At 53.8% G+C, this 20,279-nt stretch carries 20 protein-coding genes; 3 read left to right on the forward strand and 17 right to left on the reverse strand.

Going from position 1 to position 20,279, the window contains the following annotated elements; translation table 11 throughout:
- Nucleotides 1-250: 250 nt before the first annotated feature.
- From mutM to coaD, 5 genes are all read right to left on the reverse strand, one after another.
- Nucleotides 251-1,207: a bifunctional DNA-formamidopyrimidine glycosylase/DNA-(apurinic or apyrimidinic site) lyase gene (mutM, locus tag A7E48_RS04765; RefSeq protein ID WP_068170186.1), complete on the reverse strand. Its 957-nt coding sequence runs from the start codon at nucleotides 1,205-1,207 to the stop codon at nucleotides 251-253.
- Nucleotides 1,208-1,297: 90 nt separating this feature from the next.
- A complete protein-coding gene (gene rnc, locus A7E48_RS04770) occupies nucleotides 1,298-1,984 on the reverse strand; it encodes a ribonuclease III (protein ID WP_068170188.1) in 687 nt (228 codons plus the stop codon).
- A gap of 8 nt (nucleotides 1,985-1,992) precedes the next feature.
- Nucleotides 1,993-2,196, reverse strand: a complete 204-nt coding sequence (gene rpmF / locus A7E48_RS04775; protein ID WP_068170191.1) for a 50S ribosomal protein L32 — start codon at nucleotides 2,194-2,196, stop codon at nucleotides 1,993-1,995.
- A 37-nt stretch (nucleotides 2,197-2,233) separates the two neighbouring features.
- Nucleotides 2,234-2,713: a DUF177 domain-containing protein gene (locus A7E48_RS04780; RefSeq protein ID WP_083147197.1), complete on the reverse strand. Its 480-nt coding sequence runs from the start codon at nucleotides 2,711-2,713 to the stop codon at nucleotides 2,234-2,236.
- Between the two features lie 190 nt (nucleotides 2,714-2,903).
- Nucleotides 2,904-3,374: a pantetheine-phosphate adenylyltransferase gene (gene coaD, locus A7E48_RS04785; protein ID WP_068170195.1), complete on the reverse strand. Its 471-nt coding sequence runs from the start codon at nucleotides 3,372-3,374 to the stop codon at nucleotides 2,904-2,906.
- A gap of 94 nt (nucleotides 3,375-3,468) precedes the next feature.
- Here coaD and A7E48_RS04790 point away from each other — a divergent pair, with 94 nt between their 5' ends.
- Entirely contained in the window at nucleotides 3,469-4,692 is a 1,224-nt protein-coding gene (locus tag A7E48_RS04790; RefSeq protein WP_068170198.1) for an aminotransferase class I/II-fold pyridoxal phosphate-dependent enzyme, read from the forward strand.
- On the opposite strand, the gene rsmD is transcribed toward A7E48_RS04790, so the two are convergent.
- From rsmD to A7E48_RS10965, 5 genes are all read right to left on the reverse strand, one after another.
- Entirely contained in the window at nucleotides 4,684-5,250 is a 567-nt protein-coding gene (rsmD, locus tag A7E48_RS04795; RefSeq protein ID WP_068170200.1) for a 16S rRNA (guanine(966)-N(2))-methyltransferase RsmD, read from the reverse strand. The genes A7E48_RS04790 and rsmD overlap by 9 nt on opposite strands.
- A 45-nt stretch (nucleotides 5,251-5,295) precedes the next feature.
- Nucleotides 5,296-7,980 (reverse strand): helicase-related protein, encoded by a 2,685-nt coding sequence (locus A7E48_RS04800; RefSeq protein WP_083147198.1) that lies wholly within the window; start codon nucleotides 7,978-7,980, stop codon nucleotides 5,296-5,298.
- Nucleotides 7,980-8,891, reverse strand: coding sequence for a DAK2 domain-containing protein (locus A7E48_RS04805; RefSeq protein ID WP_083147199.1), 912 nt, complete (start codon nucleotides 8,889-8,891; stop codon nucleotides 7,980-7,982). The genes A7E48_RS04800 and A7E48_RS04805 overlap by 1 nt, the downstream gene beginning before the upstream one ends.
- A 75-nt stretch (nucleotides 8,892-8,966) precedes the next feature.
- The gene (gene thiL / locus A7E48_RS04810; protein WP_068170203.1) at nucleotides 8,967-10,067 is read right to left on the reverse strand and encodes a thiamine-phosphate kinase; all 1,101 of its coding nucleotides are present in this window, start codon (nucleotides 10,065-10,067) and stop codon (nucleotides 8,967-8,969) included.
- A 5-nt stretch (nucleotides 10,068-10,072) separates the two neighbouring features.
- On the reverse strand, nucleotides 10,073-11,317 hold the full coding sequence (locus tag A7E48_RS10965) for a hypothetical protein (protein WP_141669375.1): 1,245 nt from the start codon (nucleotides 11,315-11,317) through the stop codon (nucleotides 10,073-10,075).
- Between the two features lie 107 nt (nucleotides 11,318-11,424).
- On the opposite strand from A7E48_RS10965, the gene A7E48_RS04820 reads away from it, so the two are divergent.
- Nucleotides 11,425-11,964: a DUF3515 domain-containing protein gene (locus tag A7E48_RS04820; protein ID WP_068170209.1), complete on the forward strand. Its 540-nt coding sequence runs from the start codon at nucleotides 11,425-11,427 to the stop codon at nucleotides 11,962-11,964.
- A 94-nt stretch (nucleotides 11,965-12,058) separates the two neighbouring features.
- Here the strand turns inward: A7E48_RS04820 and A7E48_RS04825 are convergent, their stop codons facing one another.
- From A7E48_RS04825 to leuC, 6 genes are all read right to left on the reverse strand, one after another.
- The gene (locus A7E48_RS04825; protein ID WP_068170210.1) at nucleotides 12,059-13,195 is read right to left on the reverse strand and encodes a D-alanine--D-alanine ligase family protein; all 1,137 of its coding nucleotides are present in this window, start codon (nucleotides 13,193-13,195) and stop codon (nucleotides 12,059-12,061) included.
- Between the two features lie 29 nt (nucleotides 13,196-13,224).
- A complete protein-coding gene (locus A7E48_RS04830) occupies nucleotides 13,225-14,295 on the reverse strand; it encodes an NAD(P)H-dependent glycerol-3-phosphate dehydrogenase (protein WP_068170212.1) in 1,071 nt (356 codons plus the stop codon).
- 2 nt (nucleotides 14,296-14,297) lie between these two features.
- Nucleotides 14,298-15,071: a 1-acyl-sn-glycerol-3-phosphate acyltransferase gene (locus A7E48_RS04835; protein ID WP_068170214.1), complete on the reverse strand. Its 774-nt coding sequence runs from the start codon at nucleotides 15,069-15,071 to the stop codon at nucleotides 14,298-14,300.
- The gene (gene murA / locus A7E48_RS04840; RefSeq protein WP_068170217.1) at nucleotides 15,071-16,393 is read right to left on the reverse strand and encodes a UDP-N-acetylglucosamine 1-carboxyvinyltransferase; all 1,323 of its coding nucleotides are present in this window, start codon (nucleotides 16,391-16,393) and stop codon (nucleotides 15,071-15,073) included. Before murA ends, A7E48_RS04835 begins: the two co-directional genes overlap by 1 nt.
- Before the next feature lie 258 nt (nucleotides 16,394-16,651).
- The gene (gene leuD / locus A7E48_RS04845; RefSeq protein ID WP_068170219.1) at nucleotides 16,652-17,239 is read right to left on the reverse strand and encodes a 3-isopropylmalate dehydratase small subunit; all 588 of its coding nucleotides are present in this window, start codon (nucleotides 17,237-17,239) and stop codon (nucleotides 16,652-16,654) included.
- Nucleotides 17,240-17,250: 11 nt separating this feature from the next.
- Nucleotides 17,251-18,687, reverse strand: a complete 1,437-nt coding sequence (leuC, locus tag A7E48_RS04850) for a 3-isopropylmalate dehydratase large subunit (RefSeq protein WP_068170222.1) — start codon at nucleotides 18,685-18,687, stop codon at nucleotides 17,251-17,253.
- A 188-nt stretch (nucleotides 18,688-18,875) separates the two neighbouring features.
- On the opposite strand from leuC, the gene A7E48_RS04855 reads away from it, so the two are divergent.
- Nucleotides 18,876-19,613, forward strand: a complete 738-nt coding sequence (locus tag A7E48_RS04855) for an IclR family transcriptional regulator (protein ID WP_083147202.1) — start codon at nucleotides 18,876-18,878, stop codon at nucleotides 19,611-19,613.
- Here A7E48_RS04855 and A7E48_RS04860 read toward each other — a convergent pair.
- On the reverse strand, nucleotides 19,599-20,249 hold the full coding sequence (locus A7E48_RS04860; RefSeq protein WP_083147203.1) for a GNAT family N-acetyltransferase: 651 nt from the start codon (nucleotides 20,247-20,249) through the stop codon (nucleotides 19,599-19,601). The two genes, A7E48_RS04855 and A7E48_RS04860, sit on opposite strands and share 15 nt — an antisense overlap.
- Between the last annotated feature and the right edge of the window lie 30 nt (nucleotides 20,250-20,279).

Consider the following 20,279-nt stretch of genomic DNA (forward strand, 5'->3'; position numbering starts at 1 on the left):
ACTTTCCTCTGCGTATTCGCGCTCTTTTGCCTAGCAGTAGTTATCTCTCCCGCTATCAGAAGATGGTCAAACTTCTTGTTGCCTCTCTTTGCAGTTGCAACCGCTGCTATGGATTTGCTTAGCCTTCATTATCTGTAGTGTTGCCACGCTTATTTTCACTTTTATTGCTGGACACACTGGCGCAGAACTAGTGTGGCTCGAGAATTAAAAAATCTTCTCTTCTCTTGCTAGAGTGCTTCAATCTAAGACTTTACCGGTGCGAAAACTTGGGTGTTTTTTGGCAGACCGGACAGCGATAGGAACTACGGTTCATAAAGGGTTCACGGACAATCAGGGACGACTTACCGTTATCCAGGCAACGCGAACACGGCTTACCCGCTTGCCCGTAGGCGTTGAGGGAACGGTCAAAGTACCCCGATTCGCCGTTGACGTTCACATACAACGCATCAAAACTCGTTCCGCCAGCATCCAATGCAGTGTGCATGACGTCTTGGGCGGCGTTGACCAGTTCTTTAGTCTGGGTCAAGCTTAACGAGCGGGCGGGTTTCGCATAGTGAAGCTTCGCTCGCCACAGCGCCTCATCGGCATAGATATTTCCCACTCCCGAAATAACGGACTGATCTAGTAACAGTCGTTTGATACCTGAACTTGTCTTGAGTAGCTTCTTACGCAATAACTTGATGTCGAACAGCGAATCCAACGGATCCCTGGCAATATGCGCCACGCTTCGAGGAATGAGCGAGAGACTAAGTTTAGAGGACGACGCCGCCGGCACGGGCTCTCCACCCTCGCCCAGCGTTGGAACCAGCTGGTCAAGGAACATTCCCCCAAAAATACGCTGATCAACAAACCGCAGTTGTAGCGGCTTCTGGTCTTCTCGGTATAGTTCCATGACGATTTTCAGGTGTTTTTCAACGGGCATCGCGGCGTCCTTGAGCAACACCTGTCCACTCATACCCAAATGAATTACCAGTGCATCATCGAGCAAATTGCCCATCTCATCGGCCAAAACCAACCACATGTACTTGCCACGCCGGGCACAATCGACAATCATCAGTCCCTCTAGTTGTCGTATAAACTCTGAAACTCCGGGCGCAAATCGGCGGAGAGACCGCGCGTCTAACACCCGTACATCTGCTATACGGGAACCTATACAATGATGGGCGAGTCCGCGCCTTACCACTTCGACTTCGGGCAGTTCAGGCATGATTCTCCTTGGAGTTGTAGCTACATAATGATAAAACTAAAGCCAGTCACCTCTTTGGTGCTGGCTCAAGTTCTCTGAGTTTAAGATTCGTTAGACAAGAACTTTGCAGGTTGCCCGAGCAGCCTGCCGTTCTGCCTCTTTCTTGTTGGAGGCAGAACCGGTGCTCTGTTCAAATCGCTCTCCATCAATCACGGCAGTAGCGGTATAAATTGGTGAGTGTTCAGCGCCACTGCGCTCAATGGTGTACACCAGGCTACCCAATTTTCGGTTCTGAACAATTTCCTGTAACTCGGTTTTCCAGTCGCGGCCAGCGTCAAGAATTTCTTCATCACACAGCAGGGGCGCCACCAGGCGGAGTACTAAATCGCGGGCAGTTTCCCGGCCGCATTGAAGATAGCAGGCACCAAAAATTGCTTCCATAGTGTCCGCCAAAATGGAATCTTTATCTTGCCCACCTGTTTTTCTCTCGCCTTTGCCCAACCGAATATGAGGGCCGACGTCGAGTGAACGAGCAATCTTAGCCAGCGCCCACGACGAAACAACCACATGGTGTTTCTTGACCAATTCGCCTTCAGGCAGCTCAGGAAAAAGTCGGTACACTTCTTCGGCAATCGCCAGCGAAAGCACAGAATCTCCAAGGAATTCCAGGCGTTCGTTATTGGGAGCGCCGGGGTGCTCAAATGAATAGGAACTGTGGGTCAGCGCATGCTGAAACGTCTCGGTGTCGAGATCGACACCGAGACGTTTCAACAAATCTGATGAATCAGAGTTTTTCATGCTAACTATTATGCGTCAGCTACCTTGCGGCCCTTGTACTCGTAGAACAAGTCGTTGCCTGCAGAGTCAGTAACCAGCTTTGCCTGGTGAGGCAGCGAGTAGGTTACGCGACCGTTTTCAACGGTCTTAACCAGCTGAGGTACGGACGCCTTCCACTGGGAACGGCGTGCGCGGGTGTTAGCACGGGACATTTTCCGCTTGGGAACAGCCACAGCTATCTCTCTTCTCTAGAAATTACGATTATTAAGTTTATTTCTCCTCGTTGAGCAGACCTTCTAAAGCCTTCCAACGGGGATCAAGCACCTCGTGGTGATGCCCCGGATCTTCTTCCAGTCGTATTCCGCATTCAGAACACAATCCTTGGCAAGAGTCCTTACAAAGGGGCTGGAACGGCAGCTTCAAAATCACTGCGTCCCGCAGAACCGGTTCAAGGTCGATAACATCGCCTTCAACGGCATACTGCTCGTCTTCTTCGTCATTCGGACCTCCCTGAGGAGCCTTTTGAAAAACGAAGAGCTCTTGGATATCTGCTGAAACGGTTTCTGCAACCGGATCAAGACACAAGCTACATTCACCGTTAACTTCAACGGCTGCAGTGCCGGAAACCAGAATACCATCTACAACGGATTCAAGCCGAAGGTTAAGTTCGATATCCGAACCCTCCTCCGCTCCAATCAGAGCGTTGCCAAAATCTTTTGGCGCCGGTACTACTTCATCCAGGGTTTCCATACTCCCCGGTCGATGACTCAGATCTCTCACTGAAATCTTCAGGGGTGATGAATCTTTTCGTGTAATGACGAACTCCCTTATGAAAAGTTTTGACCAACTAACAATTTTAGTTGCAGTTTGGTTACTAAGCAACTATTCCACGAGGGAGGAATCGGTTCAAGCGCAATTTTTGTGGGATTAGCCTCAGAAATTAGCGCGCTTCGAGCCTTTTCTGCACGGCGCGAGGCACAAACGTACTGACGTCTCCCCCATAGCTCGTGACATCACGAATCAAAGTGGAAGAAAGCTGCGAATACTTTGGATCGGAGGTAAGAAACGACGTTTCGACGCCGTTGAGGTGACGATTCATCGTCGCCATCTGCGCCTCGTATTGCCAGTCCAATGGATTGCGCACCCCTTTGACCATCAACGCAGCGCCCTTGGATTTTACGAAATCAGCGAGCAACACATTAGGCATTACCTCCACGGAGACGCCGTCGAGCTGCCCAAATGTCTCACTTGCCATCGCAAGCCGTTCTTCCAGCGAAAATGTATATTTTTTGGCTGAATTATGAGCAATCGCCACAATCACGCTACCGTAAATTTTGGCGGCGCGAGTGATGATATCGACGTGTCCATTGTGGATGGGATCGTAAGAGCCAGGGCACACTACAAGTTGCATACATTTAGGGTAACAGTGAAATATATGCAGAGGGATCACCAAAAATTGTAGGCTAGTGAAAAGAGAGTTAGCTTACAATTTCTAAGGATGGGCCATGAATCAGCCGTTTCCCCCGCCGCTCTTGCCCTATCAGCGAGTAGGGCAGGCTACCGGTTTGCTGACTAAGCAGGGCTTTTCTTCCACCATTTTTGAGGAAATGAGTCTGCTCAACAATCAGCATGAAGCCATCAACCTGGGGCAAGGGTTCCCCGATACAGACGGTCCCTCTGAGCTTTTCGATGCCGCTATTTCGGCGATGCATGCGGGCTTCAATCAGTATGCCCCTATCTCGGGACACCCCCAATTACGAGCAGCCATTGCTGAGCACCAGCGCCGGTTCTACCATCAGCACGTTGATTCTGAAACGCAGGTATTGGTTACCGCAGGAGCCTCAGAGGCTCTTTCTGCATCTATCGCCGCGCTCATCAATCCCGGCGACGAAGTCATTATCTTTGAGCCCTACTACGATATTTATCCCGCTGCAGTTGCGCTGGCAGGGGGTAACCTCAAGACCGTTCCGTTGATGCCTCCTACCTTTGAACCAAACGTAGAGCAACTAGAAACAGCATTCAGCGAGCGCACCGCCCTGGTTATTGTGAATGACCCGCATAACCCCACCGGCGCCGTCTTCTCGTCTGAGGTGAAGAAGCGAATCGTTGAGCTTGCCTGCCAGTTTGATGCGGTCATGATTCAAGATGCTGTCTATGAGCATCTCGTCTTTGAGGATTCGTTTGAACCGTTATTTGCGCTCCCCGGGGCATCCGAACGGACGCTTTTTGTCTCGGCAATTTCTAAAACTCATTCGCTGACGGGCTGGCGTGTGGGCTGGGTGGTCGGTTCGGCGGATCTAATAGCGCCCATCAAACTGGTCAAGGGCTATTATTCGCACAGTGCTGCCGCGCCCTTACAAGTAGGAGCTGCTGCAGGACTCAATCTTCCCGGCTCCTTTTACGCTTCGCTGGTAAGGCAGTATGCCGCCCAACGGGACATTTTGCTGGACGGACTGCAGGGAGTAGGACTGAAGTTGATGCAACCGGCTGGTACGTTCTTTATCGCGGCGGATGCCGGTGAGCTAATTGCAGACAAGGGACTTCAGGACGCCGAAGAATTAGCGCGGATTCTACCCGAACAAGCAGGCGTCACGATCGTTCCGATGAGCGCTTTTGTGACCGCAGAGTTTGCACCCCATATGCAGAATTGGATTCGCTTTGCTTTTTGCAAGAAACCCGAGATTCTTCAGGAAGCGGTGGAACGGTTCCAGAGCTGGGGTTTACGCTGAAGGCTCTGCAAAATAGAGCACCGTTTCGCCATATTTTCGATCGGCGAATTTCTCCATCGTGTCGGGCCACTGCGGTTCGGCTGTGCGGGATGAACGCTCGACAACTGCCACAGCGCCGTCTGCTAGGTGATTTCCCAAGGCCTCCAACAGTTCTTCGAGTTCGTCGTTTTCTAAAGAATAAGGCGGATCAATAAAAACTAGGTCCCACGGTGCCGACGAATAATTAGCGAGAAAAGCACGGGCGCTCATGCGATGTACCCGGCTTGTTGAGGCAGGATTTGCTTTCACGACGGCAGCGACGTTCTTCTCCACCACGCTCTGCGCTTTGGCATACGTTTCGCAGAAATCGACGTGAGCTGCCCCGCGGCTCATGGACTCGCAGCCCAATGCCCCTGAACCTGCAAAGAGATCAAGCACCCGTGAACCGTTCAAAATATCGTAGGTTTCCAGACGAGAAAAGAGAGCCTCTTTCACACGGTCAGTGGTTGGTCGAGTATTGCTGCCAGGTACGTTTTCCAAACGCAGACCGCCGGCAACTCCGGCAATAATTCGGCTCACGAGGGGGCACCTTTCAGTCAGAGGCAGTTTGCTAATCACTCTAGCTTAGCCTCTGCCGAGGAAAGCTTCGCGGTCAGCATCGAGTGCCCGGTCTATCGTGCGCGCTAAATCAGGGTGCTGGGCTAAAGTGGGATCTTTTTCAACAATCCCAAAAGCATCTTCTCTCGCTTTTTCAATCAGTTTGGCATCGGTCAGCGCACGCAATAATTTGAGCGTAGATTTGTTACCCGATTGTGCCGCACCCAAGATGTCGCCTTCACGGCGTTGTTCCAAGTCAATCCGAGATAGTTCGAAACCGTCGGTGGTGGAAGCAACTGCGTCCAACCGCTGGCGGGAGACTCCCTCGGAATCCTGGGAAGTCACCAACAGGCAGGTTCCGGGCAACTGTCCACGCCCGATGCGGCCGCGCAGCTGATGTAATCCCGAGATACCAAATCGATCGGCGTCCATAATAATCATCAAGGTAGCGTTGGGAACGTTGACACCCACTTCAATCACCGTGGTGCAGACCAAAAGATCTATTTCCCCATCGCTGAATTTTTGCATGGTTGCGGCTTTTTCGGCCGTCTCCATTTTGCCGTGCAGGGCGGCGATTCTGATGCCTTTCAAAACCGGTTTTTCGGCTAGTTCCTCAATCATTGATGCCACCGAATTGAGATCTCCTCCGCGAGCGCTGGATTCTTGCGCCTGGGTCGATCCAAAGAGTAGTTCGCCCTCTTCCATGGTGGAGGTGTTCTCCCCCGCCCCAATTTTGGGAACCACCACGTAGACCTGGTGCCCGGCGTCGACTTCTTCGCGGGCTCTTTCCCACATTCTTTTTTCCCAGGTGGGGTGCTCGGTGAGCGAAACGACGACTGTCTGAATTTTTTGACGCCCGGCTGGTAGCTGGTCGAGAACAGAGGTATCGAGGTCCCCGAAAACGGTCATGGCAACGGTTCGGGGAATCGGGGTTGCTGTCATTACCAAGCGGTGAGGTAGTTCGCCCTGTGCCCCACGCAGGGCATCGCGTTGTTCGACTCCGAAGCGGTGCTGTTCATCGACGACGACCATGCCCAAGTCAGCGAAAGAAACGGCGTCGGCCAGCAGAGCGTGGGTGCCGATCACGATGTCTGCTGTTCCTGCGGCAATTTCGAGAAGGGTTTGTTTCTTCTGGCGAGTGGGCATGGACGCTTTCAAAAGCACTACCCTAATCAAACGCTGAGTAGGAGCGCCAGCGCTAACGGGGGTTTCCAAGGCTGAATCTGTTTGCGCGAGGTCTCCCAGTATATCCAGAACGGACCGATAGTGCTGTTCGGCGAGCACCTCGGTGGGCGCGAGCATAGCTGCCTGGGCGCCGTTATCTGCAACTTGTAGCATGGCACGCAATGCCACCACGGTCTTGCCTGAGCCGACATCGCCCTGAAGTAGCCGGTTCATGGGAACTTGTGACGCCAAGTCTCGGGAAATGTCTTCTCCTACTTTCCGCTGTCCTTCGGTCAGCTCATAGGGCAGAAGCTCAAGAAGTCGGTCGGCAAAGCCGCCGGGAATAAAAGAACGTGCCACGGTGGTGTGTGCGGCGCGGGCAGCGCGGATACGTGCCAGAGCTGATTGAAGGACGAATGCCTCACGGTACCGTAAGAAATGTTGGGCTGCTCGCCAGGTTTCCTCGCTATCGGGAGTATGAATCCCTCGGTAGGTCCAGGCAAGACTGGGTATTTTTCGCTGCCGCCTGATAGCGGGCGGGATGGGATCTTCTAAATCTTTGAGAGGTGCGCGGTCAAGGAGTTGTTCCATGGCCAGAGCGATTCGGTCAGTGGGAAGTTTCGAGGTTGCTTTGTAGACAGGAATCGGCGCGTTGGCCCGTGTTTTCGCACGCTCTATCGCCTCGATGTCCCCGCCGTGGTCTTGGTTTTCAGAAAGGACGGCGTAGTGGGGGTTAGTTAGTGTCAGCTCGCCCCGGTATGAACCGACTTTGCCAGAGAACATCACGTGATCGCCTGCAGAAATTTCCCGGGCGGCGGTCCATGCGTTGAAAAAGGAGAGAGTCATGGTCGAGGTGCTGCCCACCATGGCATAAGAATCAGGTGCATATCCCCCAAAAACACTACCCATATCAAATTCAGGGGGCAGGGGTGTGCCATATCCATCGGAGTAGCCAGATGCCAAACCATGAATTCGCGGATTAGCTACGTTGGGAGCACCACTACCGCCCGAAGCAAAACGGTAATCTGCACGGGCAGGCTGTACCGGAGTCCGTCCGGTCTCTGCACCAAATGATGGATCGGGTTGCTCGCCGAGCTGATCCGTTATCAAAATTTCGGTGATTGAACCACGGCGGGCTTTCATCGACCGAGTTGTCACTTTGAGAACTTTGGCTATCAGAGTGGCTTCGCTGCCTTCTTGCAGATCCGCAAAAGAACTCAATTCCCCCCGCGGTAAGTATTTGCGGGGGTAGAACTCAAGAAAATCACCCACGGTCTCCACGCCGATGCTGGATTTGAGCGATTTTGCCTGCGCCGCACCCAGGTAGTCTGCAAGTTTTTCGTTTTCTAGACGGTTTTCTTGCGCGTATTTCTTTTGCGCTTTGGCTTTCTCAGGCGAAATAGGCGGTTGAGGAGCAGTGCTTACGCGTTTCTTTCGAGGGGAAGCCTGAGAGGATTTCTTCACCGTAGTCTTAGCCTTAGGTTTAGGCTGGGGGTTCTTCAGTGCTTTCTCGTCAAAGAGAGCGCCGTCAGCTGAAGCACTCTCCACTAGTGTGCCTCCAGCGAGGTCACCTGAAGGTTCTCAGGTTCGGCGAGTGCACGAATCGCCTGTAACGCTTTATCTTGCTGAGGTACATGCACGTGAACCCGCCATGAGGGCGTGGTTCCGCTCCCCTGATCCACCGGTGCTATCACTACTGAATCGCCCAGGGCATCTAAAATACTGCGCAAATGTGCCATATCCAACGGGGAGAGCTGTACCGTACATACGATTTCAACACTCATAGAAGATGTCTGTACCCCTGCATCGCCGGACGACGCCGGGCTTGTTTGCCCCGCATCAGCAGCGGGTCCCGGTGTAAGAATAGAGTCCATTGTTTCATTCTGCGGTATTTCCAGCCCCATTGCTTGACCCCATGCCTTCACCACCAGCGCGAGACCCACAGCGCCGGCGTCAAAGGTGTGTGCCTCCCGCGCTTGTTGCTGTAGCTTTTGCGTGGCAAACGCAGCCTCTGCAGCTTCGGATATCAAGAAAGGAAAATGTTCTTCTAGTTCCCCTCGAACCGGAGCCTGAGCGAGAGTGTGCATGACGGTGAGCATAGTTCCTTCTGCGGGAGCACTCACCGCAGTTTGAGCAACCTCCCACGCCCGGAACAAAGCATAGTGTAGAGCCTCTGGAGTGAGTATACCGGTTTCACCGAGTGATTCCACGAGAGTCTTTAGCCACACAGACAAAAGTGTTCCCGAATTCCCTCGAGAAGAATCAAGGGCACAGCGAGCGCCCTCCAACGCCGATGGAGCTAAAGTACCGCGTAGCGTGGCCAGCATATTCGATCCCGTATCGGCATCAGCTACAGGAAAAACATTCATCGAATTCAGCGTCTGCTCCTGAAGAGCCAGCGATTCAATGGACAGGCTCATCCAAGGTTTCCACAGTCCTTGCATAGTCCACTGCTTCATGGCTTTGCCTCTACTTTCATCGAATCGCGCGGCTCTCAGCGCACGAGTTTGTCCGAAATACCTTTGGTGAAAATTTTACTCTGCGAGAAAGTGATCCCACCCTTTATCGCTGGGCACTTTGCCATCAACGAAAACGCTACCGGGGTGGGCCCTCTCGCATCTTCCAACTGCCCGAAACCCTTTCGGCAATGGAGTATCTACAGGAAAACACGCTAACATGCCGTGGTTTTCGCCGCCGGAGAGAACCCAGCGGGTGGCAGTTGAAAGGGAAAATTCTTGGATTTCAGAACGGGCAATGAGCCAGTCCGCCACGGGTTCAAGCTGGGCAATATCCGCTCTGAACAGTTCAGTTTCAAGATGGATGGAAACCTTGGACGCTTGGGCGATACGCTGAGCATCTCGCACTGGACCATCTGAAATGTCCATCATGGCGTGGGCTACCCCGACCGCCTGAAGCGCATTTCTCGTTGGCGTCTGCGGTCGTTGTTGTGCTTGAACCGCTCGCAAAATGTGCTCGGGGCGATTCTCTAAATCATCGACGCTGAAGCCTTGAGAATACTCCATCACCGCAAAGCCAGCGGCTGCCGTGCCTAGTTCACCAGCGATAGCGACGACGTCGCCCACCTGAGCGCCCGAACGGAGAAGTGGCGCACCTGCACACCGCCCCACCGCCGTCACCGTCACAGAAATCTCAGTACTCGCACCTAAGTCTCCACCGGAAATAGAGCAGCGTTCAGCACCATTCTTCCGACACGAGTCAGTGAGCCCCCTGGCAAAATCTTTGAGCCATTGCAAAGGAATATCCGGCGGAGTGGAAAGCGAAACCAGCAAAGTGATCGGTTCTGCACCCATGGACACCACATCGGCAAGGTTCTGGGTGGCTGCTTTCCAGCCAACATCATAGCCAGTGGTGGTATCCCCGGAATTCCACTGCCTTCTGAAATCCTGCCCCTCGGTCTGCGTATCGGTAGTGAATACCAACTGGGAAGCCGGCACGGAAAGTACCGAGCAATCGTCGCCGGGCCCCACCGTCATTTCGACAAGATTTCCTGGTTGATCCCCCACCCATCGATTGTGTTCTTCGAGCAACGGCACAAAAGCCCGCAAAATCTCCGATTCTGAAAACTTCCTTACCGGGGATGCGAATGTTGCTGCACTGTGCGCTGAAGATTTCATAGCTTTTAGCGGTCACCACGAGTAGAGCGCGAGAATTCGCGGGTGACATAAAAAATCGTACCGAGTCCCACTAGAGAAAAGAGCAAAGCTGGACCATACCCCTTGATAATTGCCTGCCCACGGGTTAGAGCCTCGTTGGTGAGCACTGACGATGAAGACTGTTCCTGATCAGAAGCTCCTGTGACCCCGGCAGTAGTGCCGTCTCCTGAGGACCCTGTGTGATTATCAGACTTGAAGAAACTCTCTACCCAAGCGGCTGCGCCCTGGGGCGAATGTGCCTGGTCGCTATCACGCAAGGCAGTATTATTTTGCGGAGCCCGGGCAATTCCAGCAATATTTTCTAACTTGGACCGCTGTGGGAGGGGTTGCGGCGCTGGCTGAGAACGATTCTGAGCCCACTGTTCCAAGGTACTGGGCGCCTGAGTGCTCGAGGTTGGAACGGCAGAAGATTGAGAGGGCGCCTGAGGGCTCGGAGCAGCCTGAGGCACCGGGACAGTAGTCCGGGTTGTGGGCGCTACGGGTGAAGGAGTGCCCGGAACCGCTGGCGGAACCAGCGCCTGCGGCTGACCGCTTTGGGTGGGGGCAGTAGAGGGCGCTACCGGAGGTTCAGGAACGTTCGTAGGCATGGGAGCGTTAGAGGGCGCCACCGTCGGTATCGACGTCGGAGCAAGGCTAGGCGCTGCAGTGGGCGGAAGAGTAGGAGCCTCGGTGGGAAGCGGAACCGAGGCAACGGAGGGCTGCGCGGTAGGTACGGCAGTCGGCTCAACAGTTGGCTCGGTAGTTGGCTCAACAGGAGGGGCAACTGTTGGTGGGGTTGTCGGTTCTACCGTGGGTTCAGTGGTAGGTTCGTTCGTTGGCTCAGCAGTCGGCTGAGTTGTTGGTTCCGCCGAAGGGGTAGCAGTTGGCTCTGCTGGAGGTGCCTCAATAAGCTCTGTCGTCGGGGCATCCGTCGGCTGAGCAGTAAGACTCGGTGCGCGCATTGGCTGGTCTGTGGACTCAGGAGTAGGGCTCGTTGTTGGAGCAGTAGGTTCTGCAGGAACTGCAGCGGGTGAGCTCTGAGTCACCTCCATGCCAGGGGGGGCTGGTTCTGCGCTCGCACCGGTGGTGAGGGCAGTGGGCGCGGCGGCTGAAGTAGCGGGGGCAACGCGTGATTCAGCCTGGGCAACTGTGACTGAAATAATGGATACGCCTGTGAGCAGACCTACTGCACCTGCGGTTTTCAGTCCACCCTGCCATGAGCGTTCTCTCATGCTTGCCCCCTTCTGCATTTTCTATCTCCCTCAGCCTAGCAGTGAGTGTGAGCGAAGAAAATGATGAACCTGCCACACTCTCCCGCCCCCGCCTTGGGTAGGATGGAATGGTGTTTTCTTCAACGTCACCCCAAATAGTAAGACGCGCGGCGCTGGCTTTCTTGCTTCCGCTGAGCTTGCTGATGACGGCGTGCGGGGCAGGGCCGGTCCATTTAGAGCCCGCACCGGATGCCACTAATCCCGAGTGCGCCAAAGCCTTAGTTGCCATGCCGGAAGAGCTGGGCGGATTGGCGCAGCGAGAAACGACCGCTCAGGCTACTACTGCCTGGGGAGATCCCGCGTCGATTATTCTCAAATGCGGAGTGGAGGTTCCCGGTCCTGTATCTGATCCGTGTGCTTCGGTCAATGGCGTGGATTGGATCATCAAGCCGTCCAAAGAAAAGGACGGCTCCACTTCTTCCACCCAGACCGCGACCGGCACCTGGACAGCCACCACTTTCGGCCGCTCCCCTGATGTACAGGTCACTTTCGACGCCGATAAAGTCAGCAGTTCTACCTTGCTCGTAGAGCTAGGTTCACCCGTAGCCCAGCTAAAACAGACCGAAAAATGTAGCAACATCGATGATTCGCTCAGTACCCAAGGCTAGTAAGCAGCACTTGAGAGAACTTAAATCAGCCGGCTAAAGCCACTGTAAAAAATTAGCCCCGCACTGATACAGTGCGGGGCAAATTTTATGGGGATTAGCGCAGACCCAGCGGGCGTTCCAGAGCTAGCTGAATGAGTTCTTCAATAAGAGAGGGATAATCAATACCTGAGTTCTCCCACATGGTCTTATACATGCTGATGGGGGTGAACCCGGGCATGGTATTGACTTCATTGATGATAATTTTTCCATCGGGAGTATAGAAGAAATCTGCCCGAGAAAGCCCTTCACCATCGAGCGCGAGGAAAGCTTCTACGGCTAGTTCGCGAATGGTTTTTTGTACGTCCTCTGGCAAATCTGCCGGGCATTGCGTCCGTGCTGAATTCTTCGAAACATACTTGGCGTCGAAGTCGTAGAAACCGTGATCCTGATCGGTAATCACGATTTCGCCAGGATAGGAAGCTCTCGGTACGCCCCCGGCAGAAGTATCCAGCACTGCGCATTCGATTTCGCGGCCTTCAATACCAGCTTCGATGACCAGTTTGGGGTCAAATCTGTGAGCTTCTTCAATGGCGGCGTCCAATTCTTCTGCTGCATCAACTTTAGTAATGCCGAAGGAAGAACCAGCGCGCGCAGGCTTGACGAACAGGGGGAAGCCCAGATTTGCAATGCGTTCTTTGACTGTCTGCGGGTCTTTATCCCACTGCCGTTTGGACACCACTTCGTAGGGACCAACTTCTAGCCCTGCTGATTCAAAAGCTACCTTCATGAAATGCTTATCCATGCCGATGGCAGAAGCTGCTACGCCACAGCCCACATACTTCAAATCTGCCATTTCCAGCAGACCTTGCACAGTGCCGTCTTCGCCAAAGGGTCCGTGCAAAAGTGGGAATACGACATCGATGGGTTCGCTGTACTGCATCTCGTTGTTTTCATCCACCAGGCGAAGGCGCGAATCGCCGCCACCTAAGGGCAAGAAGACCTGCTGATTGCCTGCGGTAAAGCGAGCTGAAGCACCCTGCGCGGTCAATGCCGACAGTTCTTCGAGATTGGTGAGATACCAGCGACCGTCCTCGGTAATACCAATCATCACCACGTTGAACTTATCGGTGTCGATAGAGCCAAGTACACCGCATGCAGTAATTAGAGAAATGGGATGCTCTGAGGAACGTCCGCCAGCGAGTAGGGCAACAGTTGCCTTTTTGGAGTGAGCATCTGAAGTGGGGTGTGACATCTCTTGTATTTTCTCAATTCTTAGGTTGTTTAGATCGAACGAGTGCTGTTTTCGTTCTTCAGACTTCTGCCCAGAAGCTGCGGGGCTAAATCTTTGATGTTGAGTTGGTCAGCAAGGACGGCGCTCACTGCCTCGCAGATGGGCATTTCAATACCGTGTTGGGATGCTAGTTCGACAACGACGGGCGCGGTCTTCACTGATTCGGCAGTCTGCGTCATGACAGTGCCCAGCTCGCGGGATGAAACTCCTGCAGCTAGGTGACGACCGGCAGTGTGATTGCGAGACAGAGGAGAAGAGCAGGTTGCAACCAAATCGCCCATGCCTGCCAGACCGCTCATGGTGGCGGGTTCTCCACCTAGAGCCAGCGCAAGACGGGTAATTTCTGCCAATCCGCGGGTCATAACAGAAGCTTTGGAATTGTCACCATAACCCAGCCCATCGCACATTCCTACACAAAGGGCAATAACGTTTTTGACCAGCCCGCCAATTTCGACCCCCACAATATCTGTACCGATGTAAGGGCGGAAATAGGAGCTTGCGCACACTTTGGCTATCGCTTGGGCGATTTCCTCAGTATGCGCGGCAATCACCGATGCGGTCGGTTGCTCTGCCACGATTTCTTTCGCGAGATTGGGTCCGGATAAGACCGCAATGCGCGACTGTGTCTCGGACTCGCTCAGCTGCGGATGTACTGTTGACAGCACATCCGCGATGACTTCCGACATGCGCAAACGCGTGCCCTGTTCCAGCCCCTTCGCCAAAGAAACGAAGACGGCGTGCGGCTCACTCAGCGGAATTGCCACTTCAAGCTGAGCTCGCAAAGACTGAGCAGGGATAGCTAAGACCACAATATCGGCGCCTGAGAGAGCTTCTTGCAGGTCTGCGGTGAACTGAAGCTTTTCGGGCAGCACTATGCCGGGAAAATACTTCTCGTTCACCCGAGTTTGTTGACACTGTTGCATCGATTGAGGGTTTCGCCCCCACAGTACCGTTTCAACTGAAGTCTGCTGTTCAGCGGCCGTATCCGCTACAATTTTGGCGAATGCGGTTCCCCAGCTACCGGCTCCAAGAACCGCTACTTTTTGTACCGATGCAGTCACTACTAACCCCTTATTTCTCGCTGACCAGTGGCAGGATTAAATCTACCCTCTGGGGCTTTTTCACCTCGAATATCTTCGAGGAGTTCGGTGACGGCGTCCAACATAAAGTCAGTGAGTTCCACGAGCTCTGAGCGCGTGTACTTTTTGCCTGGTTCAGACTGCACAATGTGCGAGAAATCCAGCGGAGTCCCCACTTTCACGCGCACCTTTTTGCGAGGCAAAATACTGGGCTTGCTATGCGGGGGGAGGAAATCTTGGTCCCCCCAGTGAGCAATAGGAATGACCGGTGCACCTGTAGCCAGGGCAAGACGCGCGGCGCCCGTCCGTCCAGCCATCGGCCATCCATCGGGGTCCTTCGATAAAGTGCCCTCTGGATAAATAATGACCGCTCCCCCACCGTCCACCACGTTCTGTGCGGTCTCAAGGGACTTGCGGGCATCGACCGAGCCGCGTGCTACGGGGATATGAGCGAGTGTCCGCAAAATCCATCCAAGGCCAGGTGCCCGGAAGAGAGATTCTTTGGCAAGGAACCGGGGTAAAGTACCTGTCACGAAGACCGGGTAGGCCACGGTTACCGGATCGAGCTCGGTGAGGTGATTAGAAATCACGATGTACCCGCGGTCTCGAGGTAGCTTTTCTTTGCCCTCTAGCTGGAGGGAAAGAAGCGAGCGATATACACCGCGCGCGGCGGTTCCCAAGACCCGGTACATCGAATCACCGAATGCCGTGGGCTTGAGCTCTGGCAATGGCTGCTGGGAGGTAGCCGAGCCTTTCATTAGCTCAAAACCTCGAACTGAGCTCCCAAGCCCTGCAGCTTGTCCACAAAGTGCTCATAGCCGCGGGAAATCACAGATACGCCAGTGACATTCGAAGTGCCTTCAGCGGTCAAAGCGGCAATGATGTGGGAGAAGCCACCACGTAGGTCAGGTACGTTGATGTCTGCACCGTGCAAAGGAGTCTTGCCGGTAATGATGGCGGAGTGCTTGAAGTTCTGATGACCGAAACGGCACACGGTGGGACCCAAGCAGTCTTTGTGAATCTGCACGGTAGCACCCATGCGAACCAAAGCATCGGTAAAACCAAAGCGGTTTTCGTACACGGTTTCGTGAACTACTGATACGCCCTGTGCCTGCGTCATAGCAACAACCAGTGGCTGCTGCCAGTCAGTCATAAAGCCGGGGTGTACGTTCGTTTCAACGAACAAGGGGTTCAGGTCGGTTCCGGGGTGGTAGAAGCGGATGCCGTCGTCTTGAATATCGAGGCCGCCGCCCATCTTGCGAAAGACGTTGAGGAAGGTGCTCATGTCCTTCTGATCTGCGCCGCGAACAAAGATATCGCCGCCGGTCGCAAGAGCCGCAGAACCCCAAGAAGCAGATTCGTTGCGGTCAGGAAGAGCGGTGTGGGTATAGCCCTTGAGCTCATCCACGCCCTCAATGATAATCTGACGATCGGTTTCCACAGTGATGATTGCGCCCATCTTTTGCAAGATAGCAATCAAGTCCATGATTTCAGGTTCGATAGCTGCACCGGTCAGTTCAGTCTTACCTTCTGCACGAGTTGCAGCCAGAAGTACCTGCTCAGTTGCACCAACCGAGGGGTATTCCAGGTGAATCTTTGCACCCTTCAAACCATCTGAAGGAGCTCGCATGGAGATACCGGTGGGAAGCTTCTCTACCTTGGCGCCGAATTCTTCAAGAACACGCAGGTGGTAGTTAATCGGACGATCACCAATACGGCAGCCACCCAAGTCAGGAATAAACGCTTCGCCCAAAGTGTGCAAAAGAGGACCGCAGAGCAAAATAGGGATACGTGAATCGCCAGCGTGAGCGTCAATATCAGCGTGGTTAGCCAAAGAAACATTGGTGGGGTTCATGGTGAGTTCACCGGTTTTGGGATCATTGTGAACCGCTACGCCGTGAAGCTCCACCAGAGAGGTGACTACCTGAACGTCTTTAATCTCGGGAACATTGCGCAACGTAGAAGGGGTTGAGCCCAGTAGCGCAGCAACCATCGCCTTGGGAACAAGGTTTTTGGCTCCGCGAACTTTAACTTCACCGGTGAGCGGGTTGCCACCTTCGATTCGTAGTGCGCTGGTCATATGTTTCCAATCATGTTGTCTCAGCACGCAGTTTCACTGCAGAAACGTACGAGCAAGGGGTTCTCTAGGTGTTATATCTGCAGATTGTTTATACACCGCAGTTTCTAACAAACAATTATCTACTAACAATAAAGCAAATAATAAGGATAAGAGTACACCGCCCGTATCAAAAAAGTCTGTCCACTTACTGTTGGGAACAGCACCTCGAGGTGGAAAACACATGTGACGGCTCAGGCGATGGCACTGGGCAATGCTTCTTTATTGCGTCTTGGGCAACCAGGCGGGGCGGCTCTTTTCAAACTCGGAAATTTTTCCTTCCTGCTGAAGGGTGAGCCCAATATCGTCCAGCCCTTCCATGAGTCGCCAGCGTACGTAATCGTCAATCTCAAACGGCACTTCTACCGAACCGCACAGCACGGTTTTATTTTCTAAATCGACGGTCACTTCAGTCCCCGGTTCGTTTTCCAGGATTTTCCAGAGCAATTCCACATTATCTTGTGTCACCTGAGCGGCAACTAACCCCTGTTTGCCTGAATTTCCACGGAAAATATCGGCAAACCGGTCAGAAATTACCACGCGGAAACCATAATCTTTGAGCGCCCATACTGCGTGTTCACGAGATGATCCGGTACCAAAATCAGGCCCTGCAACCAGCACGGTGCCTTGGGAATACGGCTCGCGGTTGAGGATAAATTTTTCATCCTTACGCCAGTTAGCAAAAAGGGCGTCGTCAAAACCCGTTTTGGTGACTCGCTTGAGGTACACCGCAGGAATGATTTGGTCTGTATCAACGTTTGAGGCGCGCAGGGGCACGCCAATACCTGTGTGCTTTTTAATTGGTTCCATAAAAGATTTCCTTAGGCGGTAGCAGGTTCAAGATCGGACGGGGAGCTCAGCGTGCCACGGATTGCGGTTGCCGCTGCGACGAGGGGCGAGACCAGATGCGTTCGTCCACCTTTACCCTGGCGACCTTCAAAGTTGCGATTCGATGTAGATGCGCAACGCTCCCCCGGCGCAAGTTGGTCAGGATTCATCCCCAGGCACATTGAGCACCCGGCAAAGCGCCAGTCGGCACCAAAGTCTTTGAAAATTTGATCTAGACCTTCGGCTTCTGCCTGAGCTCGCACTTTCTGCGATCCAGGAACCACCATCATGCGTACATTTTCTGCAACTTTGTGGTCTTTGACGATGTCAGCGGCCGCACGTAGATCTTCGATGCGCGAGTTAGTGCAGGACCCTAAAAAGACCACGTCCACGGGGATATCTTTCATAGGGGTTCCTGCAGTGAGCCCCATGTAATCCAGTGCTTTCTGCGCTGCTGCGGTGTCGCTTTCGCTTTGAAAATCTTCGGGGAAGGGCACTGCCTGCGAAAGAGGAATACCCTGGCCGGGGTTCGTGCCCCAGGTGACGAACGGTTCGAGTTCGTTGGCATCAATGAATATTTCGCGGTCGAACTGGGCGCCCTCGTCGGTGGGCAGGGTTTTCCAGTACTCCACCGCCTGATCCCACAATTCACCGGTGGGTGCGTGTTCGCGGCCTTTGACGTACTCGAAAGTAGTTTCATCGGGAGCGACCATACCGGCGCGAGCGCCCGCTTCGATGGACATATTGCAGATGGTCATCCGACCTTCCATGGACAGCGAACGGATAGCGGAGCCACGGTACTCCAAGACATAGCCCTGCCCACCGCCGGTGCCGATTTCTGCGATGACCGCCAAGATGATGTCTTTTGCGGTGACACCGGGTTTGAGTGTGCCATCAACGGTGATTGCCATGGTTTTGAAGGGAGCCAGCGGCAGGGTCTGTGTTGCCATCACGTGCTCAACTTCAGAGGTGCCGATGCCAAATGCCAGGGCTCCGAAAGCTCCGTGGGTGGAGGTGTGGGAGTCCCCGCAAACGACCGTCATGCCCGGCATGGTCAGCCCCAGTTGTGGCCCCATCACGTGCACAATTCCCTGTTCCATGTCGCCCAACGAGTGGATTCTTACCCCAAATTCTGCTGCATTTTTTCGCAGGGTTTCAATCTGAGTACGCGAGGTAATATCCGCGATGGTGCTGAAAATATCCTCGGTGGGGGTGTTGTGGTCTTCGGTGGCAATGGTCAAATCAAGACGACGCAGCGGGCGGTTTTCTAACCGCAGACCCTCGAAGGCTTGGGGTGAGGTGACTTCGTGAACCAGGTGAAGGTCGATGTAGAGAAGATCTGGCTTACCGCCGTCACCTTTGACGACGGTGTGGGCATCCCAGACTTTTTCTGCCAGGGTTCGGGGTTTCGATGCGATTCCTTCAGCCATTTATTCCTCCGTATGAAAATTGATCTCCCACCAGTGTGGCTAGGATTTTACAAAGTTTCCATTAAATGAGCTTGCATATCAAATATTGAGAATGACATACTTTTACTAGATTTTGCATAAATATATATGCCACTAGTGGAGAAACCCATCCCTCTACGCGAATATGTGCATATTTTGAAAGGAATTCAGTGAGCGAAGAATCCAGCACCCCGCAAAAAACTTCCTCGGGAGTCGGAGTTCTCGACAAAGCTGCTTACATTTTGGACTGCCTAGAAGCTGGTCCCGCTTCACTCTCTCAGCTGGTTGAAGCTACTGGTCTTGCTCGCCCCACTGCCCACCGTCTCGCCGTAGCGCTAGCGCACCACCGCCTAGTCGCCCGAGATATTCAGGGGCGTTTTATGCTGGGGCCACGTATATCCGAGCTGGCATCTGCAGCCGGTGAAGACCGACTCATTTCAGCTTCGGGACCTGTTCTCAATCAATTGCGTAATATCACCGGCGAATCCGCCCAGGTGTATCGCCGTCAGGGTGATTGGCGTGTCTGCATTGCCTCAGCAGAACGACCCATTGGATTGCGGGACACGATTCCTGTGGGCACTCAGCTGTCTATGCGAGCTGGTTCTGCTGCCCAGGTTTTGACTGCGTGGGAAGATCAAGCACGCTTGGTTGAAGGTCTGCGTAATTCGCGCTTCTCAGCAACCATGTTGGCGGCGGTTCGACGTCGAGGCTGGGCTCAGTCGGTGGGCGAACGCGAGCGGGGCACGGCGTCCGTATCAGCTCCGGTGCGCAACGCATCCGGCAAGGTCATTGCGGCGGTTTCCATTTCCGGCCCCATTGAACGCCTTACCCGCCAGCCGGGCAGACTTCATGCAGAAGTGGTGTGCAAAGCAGCGCACCAGCTCACCGACGCGCTACGAGCTAGGTAAGACTTTCTTCAAACCAAGCTCATAACCGCGCACCTCGTGAATTCGGTAGCTCAAGGCTTCTAAACGCTCCCGCTGGCTGCTATCTGCCTCAAAATTCAGATTGCGGATGTGCCCAAATTCCCAGGTCTTATCGGCGCCCACCAATAACTCGTTCAGGGGGCCCTTATCGATAAACCCACGGGCAAACACGTTGAGGTAGGAGTGCTTGAGCTCAAAGCCCCGCGCAACATACCAGTGGTTGGCGGGTTCGTCGTCCTGGGTCCACACCTGGAGCCGGTGAATACCTGCACGTTCAAGCTGAACGAGCGCCTCTTCCCAAAGTTTTTGGGCAATGCCTACGTTGCGGTATTCGGGAAGAACTGCCAGGTGCCAGATGATTCCGCCGCGTTCACCGGTAAAATTGCAGACCTCCCCCGGTTTGTTTTCATATTCAATATCCATCAATCCCACAAGCTGGCGGCTTGAGGTCTCTTCGGCCACTAAACGTACCGAGGGATTCTCATAGCGCTCACGGTACATCTGCACGTCATCGCGGTAGCTGGTATCCAGAAATGCTAAGACGCGCGTTCGAACCCATGCTGTCTCATCTGATTCCCTGTAATTGCGCACCCGGATGGGGGGATCTGTGTGCTCCAAGGTAGTACTCCTATGTCCTCTTCGGGGGCA

The sequence above is a fragment of the Rothia sp. ND6WE1A genome, assembly GCF_001683935.1.
Lineage (GTDB): Bacteria > Actinomycetota > Actinomycetes > Actinomycetales > Micrococcaceae > Rothia > Rothia amarae.

Excerpts from the sequence above, each read along its gene's own strand:
- A7E48_RS04820 (WP_068170209.1), top strand. The coding sequence starts at position 11,425 with ATGGTGTTTTCTTCAACGTCACCCCAAATAGTAAGACGCGCGGCGCTG.
- A7E48_RS04835 (WP_068170214.1), bottom strand. The coding sequence starts at position 15,071 with ATGAAAGGCTCGGCTACCTCCCAGCAGCCATTGCCAGAGCTCAAGCCC.
- rnc (WP_068170188.1), bottom strand. The coding sequence starts at position 1,984 with ATGAAAAACTCTGATTCATCAGATTTGTTGAAACGTCTCGGTGTCGAT.
- murA (WP_068170217.1), bottom strand. The coding sequence starts at position 16,393 with ATGACCAGCGCACTACGAATCGAAGGTGGCAACCCGCTCACCGGTGAA.
- mutM (WP_068170186.1), bottom strand. The coding sequence starts at position 1,207 with ATGCCTGAACTGCCCGAAGTCGAAGTGGTAAGGCGCGGACTCGCCCAT.
- A7E48_RS04805 (WP_083147199.1), bottom strand. The coding sequence starts at position 8,891 with ATGAAGCAGTGGACTATGCAAGGACTGTGGAAACCTTGGATGAGCCTG.
- leuC (WP_068170222.1), bottom strand. The coding sequence starts at position 18,687 with ATGGCTGAAGGAATCGCATCGAAACCCCGAACCCTGGCAGAAAAAGTC.
- A7E48_RS10965 (WP_141669375.1), bottom strand. The coding sequence starts at position 11,317 with ATGAGAGAACGCTCATGGCAGGGTGGACTGAAAACCGCAGGTGCAGTA.
- A7E48_RS04825 (WP_068170210.1), bottom strand. The coding sequence starts at position 13,195 with ATGTCACACCCCACTTCAGATGCTCACTCCAAAAAGGCAACTGTTGCC.
- A7E48_RS04790 (WP_068170198.1), top strand. The coding sequence starts at position 3,469 with ATGAATCAGCCGTTTCCCCCGCCGCTCTTGCCCTATCAGCGAGTAGGG.
- coaD (WP_068170195.1), bottom strand. The coding sequence starts at position 3,374 with ATGCAACTTGTAGTGTGCCCTGGCTCTTACGATCCCATCCACAATGGA.
- leuD (WP_068170219.1), bottom strand. The coding sequence starts at position 17,239 with ATGGAACCAATTAAAAAGCACACAGGTATTGGCGTGCCCCTGCGCGCC.
- A7E48_RS04780 (WP_083147197.1), bottom strand. The coding sequence starts at position 2,713 with ATGGAAACCCTGGATGAAGTAGTACCGGCGCCAAAAGATTTTGGCAAC.
- thiL (WP_068170203.1), bottom strand. The coding sequence starts at position 10,067 with ATGAAATCTTCAGCGCACAGTGCAGCAACATTCGCATCCCCGGTAAGG.